14 protein-coding genes are annotated in these 12,480 nt (G+C 42.8%); 13 read left to right on the top strand and 1 reads right to left on the bottom strand.

Annotated features, from left to right (window positions below; genetic code table 11):
- Nucleotides 1-76: 76 nt before the first annotated feature.
- Nucleotides 77-529: a DUF2663 family protein gene (locus tag BLT53_RS08580; RefSeq protein WP_090234136.1), complete on the top strand. Its 453-nt coding sequence runs from the start codon at nt 77-79 to the stop codon at nt 527-529.
- Nucleotides 530-533: 4 nt separating this feature from the next.
- Here the strand turns inward: BLT53_RS08580 and BLT53_RS08575 are convergent, their stop codons facing one another.
- Complete coding sequence (locus BLT53_RS08575; RefSeq protein WP_090234134.1) at nt 534-752, bottom strand: hypothetical protein; 219 nt, start codon at nt 750-752, stop codon at nt 534-536.
- Nucleotides 753-926: 174 nt separating this feature from the next.
- On the opposite strand from BLT53_RS08575, the gene BLT53_RS08570 reads away from it, so the two are divergent.
- The 12 genes from BLT53_RS08570 (at nt 927) to cmk (ending at nt 12,478) form a co-directional block, all read left to right on the top strand.
- Nucleotides 927-1,559, top strand: coding sequence for a CBS domain-containing protein (locus tag BLT53_RS08570; RefSeq protein WP_090234133.1), 633 nt, complete (start codon nt 927-929; stop codon nt 1,557-1,559).
- A gap of 204 nt (nt 1,560-1,763) precedes the next feature.
- Nucleotides 1,764-2,708, top strand: coding sequence for a MerR family transcriptional regulator (locus BLT53_RS08565; protein ID WP_090234132.1), 945 nt, complete (start codon nt 1,764-1,766; stop codon nt 2,706-2,708).
- Between the two features lie 82 nt (nt 2,709-2,790).
- Nucleotides 2,791-3,381, top strand: coding sequence for a genetic competence negative regulator (locus BLT53_RS08560; RefSeq protein WP_090234130.1), 591 nt, complete (start codon nt 2,791-2,793; stop codon nt 3,379-3,381).
- Nucleotides 3,382-3,547: 166 nt separating this feature from the next.
- Nucleotides 3,548-4,465 carry a D-alanine--D-alanine ligase family protein gene (locus BLT53_RS08555; protein WP_090234129.1) on the top strand — a complete coding sequence of 306 codons (918 nt, stop codon included), beginning with the start codon at nt 3,548-3,550 and terminating at the stop codon, nt 4,463-4,465.
- A 188-nt stretch (nt 4,466-4,653) separates the two neighbouring features.
- Entirely contained in the window at nt 4,654-5,934 is a 1,281-nt protein-coding gene (locus BLT53_RS08550; RefSeq protein WP_090234127.1) for a Glu/Leu/Phe/Val family dehydrogenase, read from the top strand.
- Between the two features lie 144 nt (nt 5,935-6,078).
- Complete coding sequence (locus BLT53_RS08545) at nt 6,079-7,059, top strand: YpdA family putative bacillithiol disulfide reductase (RefSeq protein WP_090234126.1); 981 nt, start codon at nt 6,079-6,081, stop codon at nt 7,057-7,059.
- Between the two features lie 71 nt (nt 7,060-7,130).
- Nucleotides 7,131-8,099 carry an asparaginase gene (locus BLT53_RS08540; protein WP_090234124.1) on the top strand — a complete coding sequence of 323 codons (969 nt, stop codon included), beginning with the start codon at nt 7,131-7,133 and terminating at the stop codon, nt 8,097-8,099.
- Nucleotides 8,100-8,327: 228 nt separating this feature from the next.
- Nucleotides 8,328-9,008, top strand: a complete 681-nt coding sequence (gene prsW / locus BLT53_RS08535) for a glutamic-type intramembrane protease PrsW (protein WP_090234123.1) — start codon at nt 8,328-8,330, stop codon at nt 9,006-9,008.
- A 119-nt stretch (nt 9,009-9,127) separates the two neighbouring features.
- Nucleotides 9,128-10,015 (top strand): spore cortex-lytic enzyme, encoded by an 888-nt coding sequence (gene sleB, locus BLT53_RS08530; RefSeq protein WP_090234122.1) that lies wholly within the window; start codon nt 9,128-9,130, stop codon nt 10,013-10,015.
- Between the two features lie 14 nt (nt 10,016-10,029).
- Complete coding sequence (gene ypeB, locus BLT53_RS08525; protein WP_090234120.1) at nt 10,030-11,379, top strand: germination protein YpeB; 1,350 nt, start codon at nt 10,030-10,032, stop codon at nt 11,377-11,379.
- A 113-nt stretch (nt 11,380-11,492) separates the two neighbouring features.
- Nucleotides 11,493-11,672, top strand: coding sequence for a DUF5359 family protein (locus BLT53_RS08520; RefSeq protein ID WP_090234119.1), 180 nt, complete (start codon nt 11,493-11,495; stop codon nt 11,670-11,672).
- Nucleotides 11,673-11,803: 131 nt separating this feature from the next.
- The gene (gene cmk, locus BLT53_RS08515) at nt 11,804-12,478 is read left to right on the top strand and encodes a (d)CMP kinase (RefSeq protein ID WP_090234117.1); all 675 of its coding nucleotides are present in this window, start codon (nt 11,804-11,806) and stop codon (nt 12,476-12,478) included.
- Nucleotides 12,479-12,480: the final 2 nt, after the last annotated feature.

Genomic DNA, 12,480 nt, shown 5'->3' with positions numbered 1-12,480 from the left:
TCATGAGCAAAAACAAAAAGCCCATTCGGAATGATTTAATTGGCAGGAGCATAATTTGAAGCAGGAGGGGGCTTATATGAATGCATTGAAGCATTGGAAGGTCGAGCCATATATTTCGGACATTTGCAAAGTGGTTCTCCAAACGTTAATTGAAAAAAAGGAACGAAAAGACCAGCTTGACAAGCAGATGAAATGGTGGGCCTTTTACAGTTCACTCATGGGATGCTTAAGTTTGATTTATTTGTATGGATTTAAGTGGAATGAGGCAGAAAGTGTGCGGGCGGCATTGGCATCCCTGGCAGGTGACCAGATGATCTGGTTTATTTTTGTATACTTTTTGCTGGCAGGGATTCAGTGGAAACGGATGAAAAAGAAATGTTCAAAAGCGGATGAAGAGTTGGAAGGCATACGGAAAGAGATCATAGAGCGCGGCGACGATTTATGGCCAAGACCTGACATGTGGAATAACAGGCACCAGGTCATGGAGTTTATAAAAACAGAATATAACATTAATCTTTATCACAAATGAAAGCTCAGACAGCACATGGGCAACCAAAGAAGAAATAATCGGATATCGCATGTTTCTCCGAATTAATCACAACAAAATGGTCATCCAACGTTTCAATCCGCCCAAAAGCAATGGTTTGATGGGCCAGAGGGCAATATACTTCAACGGGAAGACCCAGTTTTTCGTTATATTCAAGATCTTTATTTAACACGAGAGATTTTGTCTTGATTTTTAATAAAGTCATGTTGTTCCTCTCCAATCATTTGAAATTTATCGGTTGTAATTTCAATGATAAGACAATTTTACAGGATTTACAATAAGAGATTTTTAAATATTCTCATAATTTTGATGTAGATGACCCTGCTCCTGTAAATATTGAGACGGGAAACTTTACATGATGGGGGAGGAAATATAGGGTATGTTTGTGAAGAGCCATATGATTCCACTGAGGAAAACACATTTTATCCAGAAGAGCGCATCGGTCCAGGAGGCATTGGATCTGATGGAAAAGCTTGACCTCGATGGTATACCGGTTGTTGAGGAGAAACGATATCAGGGAATCATCACACGCCACTTTATTTATGAGGCATGCTTCTTAAGCTCTTTGTCAAAGGAGCAATTCTTGCTAAAAACAAGAGCAGGGGAAATTGCACGGTACAAAAACCAGGCTGTGTCTGAGGATGAAATGTTTGAACAAACACTTCTTATGGTCAATGACATGCCAATCGTTGCGGTGGCTGATAAACACAATGTGCTCCTTGGCATTATCACAAGATATGATGTGCTTGAACAGTTTCAAAGCGCGTTTGGCATGAAAATGCCGGGAGTGCGAATCTCTTTTGCCTCTTTGGAAGCGGAAGGCAGGATTGCGAGATTGTCCGAAATTACAAAACAATTTCATGAAAACATTATTTCATTAACCACTTTTGATGAGACGGATAAATTGGTAAGAAGGATGGTGATGAAGGTAGAAAAAACCCCTAACCTTAAAAAATTTACGGAAAAGCTCAGCCAGTCCGGTTTCAGGATTTTAAGCATACATGAAGATTGAGACGGCCCTTAATTTAGGGCTGTCCTTTTTAGCAATTTTCAGTTAAAATGTGTTTTACCAAACAACATCTTAGGGGAATGAATAATAAATCTTCCAAAAAAGGGTAATCGGTAAAATTCGGGTCCGCCAGGATTCTTGAAATTTTACACCAGGATAGCTGTCCGCTATACTAAAAGGTATAATCAGCTATTGGAGGATATAGAAATGGCATCACAGGAAGGAAAATACAATATAAAAGCCGTGTCTAAAATGCTTGGCATCCAGGCAGGAACACTTCGTGCATGGGAGCGGAGATATTCGATCATCGAGCCCAAGAGAAATGAAGCGGGCCACCGGCTTTATACTGATGAACATATCTATATTATCAAATGGCTAATGAATAAAATCAAACATGGTTTCACAATAAGCCAGGCAGTCGACCTGCTCGAACACCATGAAAATAAAATATCACAGATTGTTGTGGAAAGCAGTGGCCAGAAGGATGTAGCGATGCAGCTGTCGGACGAGCTTCTTTCCGCTCTGATGTCATTCAATGAGCGAAAAGCGAAGGAAGTAATGGACAGGGCCTTCAGCCTTTTTACCCTCGAAAAAGTGACCATCGACATTCTGGGTTCTTTGCTTGTTAAGGTTGGAGATATGTGGGAAAACAAAGAAATAACGGTAGCCCATGAGCACTATGCTTCCAGCTTCTTAAAAGCGAAGATCGGTAATATTATGTTTCATCTTCCTGTGGATAGTTATCTTCCAAGGGTTATAGCAGTATGCGGACTGAAAGAGACGCATGAACTGGGCCTTTTGATTTTCACACTTTACCTGCGGCAAAAAGGATTTGAGGTGATTTACCTCGGTGAAGGCATCCCTCCTGAAGATCTAGATACTGTCATCCGGGAAGTTAATCCTAAATTGCTATTTGTCTCCTGCACCGTCGAAGAGCACCTGCCGTCAACGATCGAATGGATGGAGCAAGCGGCACATAACCATCCCTCCGTCCAAATTGGCTTTGGCGGCCTAGGACTTGAATATTTATCCAATGATATAAAAACCAAATTTAAAGACATTATAATAGGGAACACCAAAACGGAATGGGATCACTGGATTCACCAAAAATTAAAAGAAGAAAAACGACCGCCTCTTTGGTCACAGAAGTGAGAGGAACATTAATCACCAACTGCTCTCTCACTCATATAGTGTAAGTAAAGAGATGCGGAATCGAATGTAAGGGGGACCAGAAATGCGGGTAGAGCGATTAACTTATAACAAGATCAAAATCTTCCTAACGTTTGATGATTTAAAAGAACGCGGAATATCCAAGGATGAGATATGGCAGGACATTCCAAAAGTTCACCAATTGTTCCGAGACATGATGACCGAAGCAGACGATGAAGTAGGGTTTAAAGCAGACGGACCGATCGCTGTTGAAGTTTTTGCTTTACCGGCTCAAGGAATGGTGGTCATTGTGACAAAAGGGCATAACGAGTATGAACTTGAAGATGAATACGATGATGACTATATTGAAATGCAGGTTACACTAGATGAAAGTGATGAAATCTTCTATGAGTTTTCTTCCTTTGAAGATGTGATTGCACTTGCAAAACGCCTGAAACCGTTAAATTTGGATGGTGGCGTTCTCTACTCGTTCGAAGATTGTTTTTACTTGAAATTTGAAGAACATGACCTTACAGAAATCGAACTGGATACTTTGATTGCGCTGATGGCCGAGTTTGGCAATTCATCTACCATTACGAGCCACCGGGTGATCGAATACGGAAAAGCGCTGATGGACAGTCATGCGATTTCGCAAATTAATAAGTATTTTAATTAAACTCCCGTCCATACGGGAGTTTTTTTAGTTCAAAAGACGGTGTATGCTATTACATCAAGCGCTAAACGTGGTATGATAGATTGGATTTCCTCAAAGAAAAGCTCATACGGAGTAGCAGGGAATATACTGATATTACATATATTTGGGGTAGGAGTGATTCTTTACAATGAAGATTGCAGTATTATATGGCGGGATATCTGCTGAACGCGAGGTTTCCATCTCCTCGGGCAAACAAATTATCAATGCTCTGGAAAGCAAAGGACATGAAGTGGTTGGTGTTGACTTTCATCCCGACCGTCTCAATGACATTATTCATCTTGATGTGGATGCTGTTTTTATAGGATTGCACGGGCGCTATGGCGAAGACGGCCGCTTGCAAAGCTTGCTTGATATGCTGAAAATTCCATATGTAGGTTCAGGTGTTCTTGCCTCTGCTCTTGCAATGGATAAAGCAAGATCGAAGCAGTTTTTTAAGAATGCCGGTATCCGCATCGCCCGGGAAGTAGTTCTGGAGAAAAAGCTGTATAAGGAAGATCAGCTGAATGTGCCATTCGGTTTTCCCTTGGTGGTTAAACCCAACCATGAAGGCTCGACCATTGGGTTAACGATTGCAAAGGACGAAGATGAAATGCTGAAGGGAATCTCAACAGCCATGCTTCACGATCAGACCGTTCTGATTGAAGAATTCATCTCAGGAAAAGAAGTGACCGTAGCTGTTATGGGGGATAAAGGGGACGTCAAAGCTCTCCCGGTTGTTGAAATTGTTCCCAAAAATGAATATTACGATTATGAATCCAAATACGCGGCAGGCGGCAGCGTCCATTATGTTCCCGCACGTCTGGATGAAGAAACAACGGCTTTGCTTCAGAAGCAAGCGGTAGATGCTCATGAAGCATTGGGCTGCGAGGTGTATTCACGTGTAGATTTTATCGTTCCGGAAGATGGAACAAATCCAGTTATTCTAGAAGTAAATACTCTTCCTGGCATGACACCTACAAGCTTGTTTCCTGATGCGGCAAAAGAAGTGGGTCTTTCTTACCCTGAAATGATTGAACAGCTTGTTGAACTTTCACTAAAAAAATAAATGTTGCCCTTCTGTTGGACCAGGAGGGCTTTATTGTTGAGTTTTTTGCAGATGGGAAAAAAGTACCGTAAGCGCTTACGTTTTTCGGGACATTCTTCAAAATTCCCTTCTCATGGAGCAAACAAAGGTGTATACTGTCTCTGAAGATTGACTAAACTTTAGAGGTGACATTAATGGGAGGTAAACAAATGACTGCCCAAAACGCAGCAGATCACAAATCAGAAAATCATGACAATAACAACGTGCTAACCGCAACACAATCCGTGATTGGGGAAGCATTGGATAAATTGGGATACCCTGAAGAAGTATTTGAGTTGTTGAAAGAACCCATCCGTATGTTGACTGTCCGCATTCCTGTAAAAATGGATGACGGATCCACTAAAATATTTACAGGTTACCGTTCACAGCACAATGACTCTGTCGGACCTACAAAGGGTGGCGTGAGATTCCATCCAAGTGTAACCGAAACTGAAGTAAAAGCGCTTTCGATTTGGATGAGCCTAAAGGCTGGAATTGTGGATCTTCCTTATGGAGGCGGTAAGGGGGGCATTATTTGCGACCCGAGAAACATGTCATTCCGTGAGCTTGAACGCTTAAGTCGCGGTTATGTTCGCGCAATCAGCCAGCTTGTAGGCCCTACAAAAGATATTCCTGCTCCAGATGTATTCACCAACTCTCAGATTATGGCATGGATGATGGATGAATACAGCCGGATCCGCGAGTTTGATTCTCCGGGATTCATTACAGGTAAACCATTGGTTCTCGGCGGTTCCCATGGGCGTGAAACTGCTACGGCAAAGGGTGTGACCATCTGTATCCGTGAAGCTGCTGCAAAACGCGGTTTTTCCCTTGAAGGTGCGAGAGTGGTCATTCAGGGATTTGGAAATGCAGGAAGCTTTTTGGCGAAATTCATGCATGATACTGGAGCAAAAGTAATCGGAATCTCCGATGCATATGGTGCCCTGCACGATCCGGATGGACTAGATATCGACTATTTGTTGGAAAGACGCGACAGCTTTGGCACAGTTACTAAATTATTTAAAGACACCATATCCAATAAAGAACTTTTGGAGCTGGATTGTGACATTCTGGTTCCTGCTGCCATTGAAAACCAGATCACAGCCGAGAATGCTCATAACATAAAAGCTTCCATCGTTGTGGAAGCAGCAAATGGGCCAACGACGCTTGAGGGAACAAAAATCTTGACAGAACGCGGCATTCTCCTTGTACCAGATGTGCTGGCAAGTGCCGGCGGCGTAACCGTTTCTTATTTTGAGTGGGTGCAAAACAACCAGGGTTACTACTGGACCGAGGAAGAAGTAGAGAAGAAGCTTGAAACCGTGATGGTTAAGTCATTCAATAACGTGTATACAACCTCAACGAACCGCAAAGTGAACATGCGGCTTGCTGCTTATATGGTTGGTGTACGCAAAATGGCGGAAGCTTCCCGCTTCCGCGGATGGATTTAAATTTTTTGCAAATAACCTTCTCATCCCCTATCATTACTTTCAGATAGGGGATTTTTTTGTTATTGGATAATTCAATCCTCCGATTGAATACTATGGTTGTGCAGACAAAAGATCCATACAGATATAGACCAGGAGAGTGGAGAAATGAAGTACGATGTTGTGATTATAGGCGGCGGTCCCTGTGGTTTATCCGCAGCAATCGCCGTAAAAGAAAAAGGCTTATCCTATTTGGTCATTGAAAAGGGAAATATTGTAGAAAGCATCTACAATTATCCGACGCATCAAACCTTTTTTAGTACCAGTGAAAAGCTCGAAATAGGTAATATGCCTTTCGTGAATGAAGAAAGAAAACCAAGAAGGATCCACGCTTTAACCTACTATAGGGAAGTGGCGAAGCGAAAGGAAATTAATATTCACACGTATGAAAAGGTCACCGGTGTCGACAGAAAGAGTGACACTGAATTCAATGTCCAGACAGAAACGGTAAAAGGTGAACGGCAAGAATATACCGCTGGTGCAGTCGTCATTGCCACAGGCTATTATGATAACCCGACGTACATGAATGTAAAAGGTGAAGATCAAGGACACGTATTCCATTACTTTAAAGAAGGACATCCGTACTATGATAAGGACATAACCGTCATTGGAGGGAAAAATTCAGCAGTCGATACGGCGCTTGAATTGCAGAAAGCCGGGGCGAGGGTTACAGTACTATACCGCGGAGAGGACTATTCCCCAAGTGTGAAACCCTGGGTGCTTCCCGATTTTGTGTCCCATGTGAATCATGGAAGAATTGCAATGCACTTTGGGGCAAATGTACTTGAAATCGGGGAAGACCATGTCATCTATGAGAAAAATGGAGAAGAAGCTTCAGTGAAAGCGGATTTTGTATTTGCGATGACCGGGTATCATCCTGATCATAGTTTTCTGCGAAAAATCGGCATCAAGATCGACAAGGAAACCGGCCGTCCTGCACACCATCCTGAAACCATGGAGACGAACGTTAAAAATGTGTTCATTTGCGGGGTCATTGCTGCCGGAAACAACGCCAATGAAATTTTCATTGAAAATGGCAGGTTTCATGGCAATCTCATTGCAGAAGCCCTTACAGCTCCGCGGCAATAACGCGGGGCTTTTTATTTTTTTTTGTTTACCTTCAAACCCGCTGTGTTATGATACGAAAGAGGTGTATACATATGAAAAAAAAAGTGGCATTAATAACGACGGGCGGAACGATTGCCAGCAAACCAAATGAAACATCAGGACTTTTGTCTTCGGGCGCTCTTACTGGAGAAGAACTTGCTGACATGATTGAACTTCCCCGCGACATTGAAGTCAAAATATTTTCGTTGTTTCAGGTTCCAAGCATGCACATGACCTTTGATCATTTGAAGGTGTTGAAAGAAGCGATTGAAAATCTGTACCGTGAGGATCAATATAATGGCGTGGTAATCACCCATGGCACCGACAGCATCGAAGAAACCGCATATTTTCTTGATTTAACGGTAGCGGATGAGCGTACGGTGGTGGTTACGGGTTCCCAGCGGTCACCTGGAGAAACTGGCAGCGACTCCTACACAAATATGCGCCATGCGATTTACACTGCCTGTGATCCGGACTTAAAGGGTTCTGGCACCGTAGTAGTGTTCAATGAACGTATTTTTAGTGCGCGATATGTAAAAAAGGTGCATGCTTCCAATCTTCAGGGCTTTAATTCATTCGGATTTGGCTATCTGGGGATTATTGATAACGATAAAGTGGTTCCTTATCAAAAACCGATCGGACGGGAAGTGTTCCCCCTCCACAGGGAGGTCCCTCAAGTGGATATAATCAAATGCTATATTGGGGCTGACGGGAAATTTATCAAAACGGCCATAGATAGCGGGGTAGAGGGAATTGTCCTTGAAGGAGCCGGCCGAGGGCAGGTGGCTCCCTTAATGATGGAAGCGATCGTGGATGCAGTGAAATCAGGCATTCATGTCGTAATCACAACCAGTTCAGAAGAAGGCCAAGTGTATCCGACATATGATTACCTGGGAAGCACATACGACCTGGTTGAGAACGGAGTAATTCTCGGCAAGGATTATGACAGCAAAAAGGCAAGAATCCGGCTTGCCGTTCTGCTTGCCGCACAAGAGCAAGACCGCATCAGAAGCATTTTCTAATCAGTGGGCAAGAGCACTTGACGTTTCGGTGCTCTTTATTATTACAACAACAGGCTTTTAACACCGGTAAACGCGTGCGTTCTCGAACGGAAATCAATACCTCAAGCTCAACATGATTACAAAAAAAAATTTAAAAAATTGACAATTTGTTTATAAAACGGGTCTAGTTGTTCCCATTCTTCTTTTTCCATGGTACGATGAATGAAAACAGCTGAAAAGAGGGCTGCTATGTTTGGAATCATTTCGGCAGGGCTCGCACCTGCTATTGCCCTGCTTGCGTTTTTTTATCTGAAAGATAAATACGAGACAGAGCCTGTTTCAATGGTGATCCGTTTATATATTTTTGGGGCTTTGCTGGTTTTTCCCGTCATGGTGATACAATTTGGATTTAAAGAAGAACTTATGGTTTCACCGCTGACGGAAGGAATCTTTTTGTCAGCGCTGCTTGAAGAATTTTTAAAATGGTTTTTAGTTTTTTATTGTGCCTATATGCATGCCGAATTTAATGAGCCATATGACGGTATTGTCTATGCAGTATCTTTATCCCTTGGATTCGCTTCCATGGAAAACATATTCTATTTGTATGTTCATGGGGTGAATGAAGCATTGGGAAGAGCATTGATGCCTGTATCCAGCCATGCGCTTTTTGGCGTCATCAGCGGATATTACTTTGGGAAAGCCAAGTTCTCATCTGGCTCCAAGAAAAAATGGTTTCTCGTGTTATCTGTAAGCATCCCGTTTGTTTTACACGGGGTATATAATTGGATTTTGTTGGCATTTGAACAGGATTTTTTAATTGCCATGCTTCCTTTCATGCTGTTCCTATGGTGGCTGGGGTTAAAAAAGGTAAAACTCGCCAATGCACACAAAACGGCGTGGCTGGCAAGGCAAAAAAATATTGGTTCATAAAACCCGAAGAGGAGTTCTTCGGGTTTTTTCTATGGGTTTCTTTTTGTATAAAATGCTGAGATTTACAAAAGCTAACACCATCATACAAAGCTGAGAAAATTTCACAGGAGGCACTTTCCATGAAGAACTCAATGCGTTACATAAAGCGGACGCTGTTGTTTTTACTTGCGATATTTTGTTTTTTGACCGGATTTACTCCGGAAACCACTCATGCTTTTACCCCTCAAGTCATTCAAAAGGGAGCAACGGGTGATGATGTGATCGAGCTTCAATCCAGATTGCAGTATATCGGTTTCTATAATGGTCCGATTGATGGTGTGTTTAGCTGGAGAACATACTGGGCGCTCCGCAATTTTCAGTATGAAAACAGGCTGAAAGTCGACGGTCTGGCCGGGTTTACAACAAAAAAGAAACTGGCCGATCAAACAAAATTTGATTATGGATGGGTGCATAAGCAAATCCGAAAAGGCAACAAATTCACCACCTATGGCGGAGTACCAAAAGAAAAACAAGTTAAAAAATCAACAGGCAAAACCGGTGCAAAAGGCGCACCCGCCAAACAGGGAGCCAAGGGAAAAGCTGCAAAACCCGGGGCAAAAGCAGCAGTGAAGGTGCGCACACCGAAACAGGGGGCAAATATTCCGGACGGTTATTCGCAGAATGATATCAATTTAATGGCAAATGCCGTTTATGGCGAATCACGTGGAGAACCGTACATCGGTCAGGTCGCTGTAGCAGCCGTCATTATCAACCGGGTGGAAAACTCCGAATTTCCGAATACTGTTTCAGGCGTAATTTTTGAACCGGGAGCCTTTACAGCAGTGGCGGATGGCCAAATTTATTTGACTCCTAATGAAAAGGCAAAGAAAGCTGTCATGGATGCCTTAAATGGCTGGGATCCAACCGGTGAAGCACTTTATTACTTTAACCCGGATACGGCCACATCAGGCTGGATTTGGACACGGCCTCAAATTAAAAAAATTGGTAAGCACATCTATACCAAATAACGGAGGTGATTTCCTTGATACGAAATGTCTTGATTGCTCTTTTAGTAGTAGCCGTTGCAGGTACAGGGTATTGGGGATATAAACAGCAGCAGGAAAAGAACGCGATCCGAATTCAGTCGGAAAATAATTATCAGCGCGCGTTCCATGATTTGAACTTTAATATAGATGCACTGCACGACAAAATTGGGGAGACGCTTGCAATGAACTCCAAGCGACAGATCTCCCCAACATTGGCACAGGTATGGCGCTTGACGTCTGAAGCTCACAATAATGTTGGACAGTTGCCCCTCGGATTGCTACCGTTTAATAAAACGGAGGATTTTCTGACGAAGATGGGAGATTTCAGTTATCGTGTTTCATTGCGGGATTTGGAAAAAAAACCGCTCACTGATAAGGAATACAATAAATTGAAAGAACTTTATGCAAATTCCTCCAACATTCAGGATGAGTTGCGTAAAACCGAAGCAGTGGCGAGCAAAAAGGATATCCGCTGGACGGATGTGGAAATGGCATTGTCCAAAAAAGATCAGCCACAGGACAATACGATCATTGACGGTTTCAAAACGGTGGACAAATCCTCGCAAGGATATGGTGAAACTGACTTTGGGCCGGAAGTGGCGAGCATGCATAATGCGAAAAAGCGAAATGTAAACAAGCTGGAAGGCCGAAACATCACAAAAGAAGAAGCAAAAAAAGAAGCGATTAAGTTCTTCCAATTAAAGAAGAATGTGAAGATTACTGTAAAGGAAACGGGTAAAGGTTCTCAATACCGGGCGTATTCCATTACGATGTATAATCCGGATACAAAAGCCACCACGTATATGGATGTGACCAAAAAAGGCGGATACCCGCTCTGGGTTCTTCAGGATCGTAAAGTAGGAGCTCAAAAAATCAGTGTGAACAAAGCACAAGAAGAAGCGATTAAGTTTCTTAACATGCACATGAAGAGCAAAATGGAAGTGGTTTCGGCAAATCAGTATGACAATATTGCTGTATTTACCTTTGTCAGCACAAAAGACGGAGTGAGAATTTATCCTGACACGGTCTCCATCAAAGTCGCACTCGACAATGGGGATATCATGGGGTACCAGGGCACAGATTTCCTCACTTCCCATTATGACAGGAAGATTCCTTCTGCTACAATTACGGAGAAGCAGGCAAGAGCGAAGCTTAATCCGAAATTCAAAGTGATGGAAAAGCACATGGCTATCATTCAGAATGACATTAAACAGGAAGTATACTGTTATGAATTCCTAGGTGTGCTCGGCGATGAAACATACATCATTTATATCAGTGCCCAAAATGGCGATGAAGAGCAAGTGAAGAAATTGCGCGAAGGGCAGCCGGATTACGCTTCCATGTAGAAAGATGCCAAGGAAAAGGAAAAGTCGTTGACTTTTCCTTTTTTCATGGTTTTAAGGTGAATAGAGAGACTGGGGATTGGTTATATTAGTTCCAAATATGGAGGGGACTGACCATGAAAAAAGTAGAAAATCTCCTGGTAAAGCTGGCTCTGATTCATCTGGTTTTTCTTCTGTTGTCGCAATGGGTGCTGACCAATGACAGCTGGAAGCGGAATGTCAATAAGAGCATTTATTATGAAGGAGTCATCAAAGGAAACCAGCCAAGGACAACCGAGACCATAGACCACAAATAAGCTTTATGGTATAGTTAATGGCGGAAAGTTACCTATGAATAGTTATGCTACTAAGCTTACAAAAAGCAGGGTAAATACCTGCTTTTGTTCGTATGGTACCAAAATATGTTGTTTGATAAGCAGGAGGAAACATGAACAAGAAATTAAAAATCGCCATTGACGGACCGGCCGGAGCGGGTAAAAGCACAGTCGCCAAATTGGTCGCAGATCAGCTTTCCTACATTTACATAGATACAGGAGCAATGTATCGTGCACTTACTTATAAAGCGCTGAAGTCCGGCAGTAATTTGCATGATGGCAGTGTTTTGAAGTTCCTACTAAAAGAAACGGAGATTGAGCTTGAGATCACCGAAGCCGGACAAGCTGTCATTCTTGATGGTAAAAATGTTTCGGAGGAAATTCGAAGCACAGAGGTCACGAATAATGTTTCTTTTGTTGCCACTCCACAGGAAGTGCGTGAGGAAATGGTCCGCAGGCAGCAAAAATTGGCCGCTCAAGGCGGGGTCGTGATGGATGGCCGTGACATTGGAACACACGTTATGCCGGATGCAGAACTGAAGGTATTTCTGGTGGCATCCGTGGAAGAGCGTGCTAAGCGAAGATATGAAGAGAACCGGAATAAAGGGTATGAAACCAGCTTGGAACAACTAAAAGAAGAAATCAGCCTGCGCGATAAGCGTGACTCTGAGCGGGAATTTGCTCCTTTGAAAAAAGCAGATGACGCAATAGAGCTTGACACCACTTCAATGTCCATTCAAGATGTTGTTAATGAAATTCTTCATTTGGTGAGTGAAAGGGCTGAATAATA

Source organism: Fictibacillus solisalsi, from assembly GCF_900103485.1.
Taxonomy (GTDB): domain Bacteria; phylum Bacillota; class Bacilli; order Bacillales; family Fictibacillaceae; genus Fictibacillus_C; species Fictibacillus_C solisalsi.
Note: the sequence above shows the minus strand (reverse complement) of the source record. Positions and strands in the feature narration are given on the sequence as shown.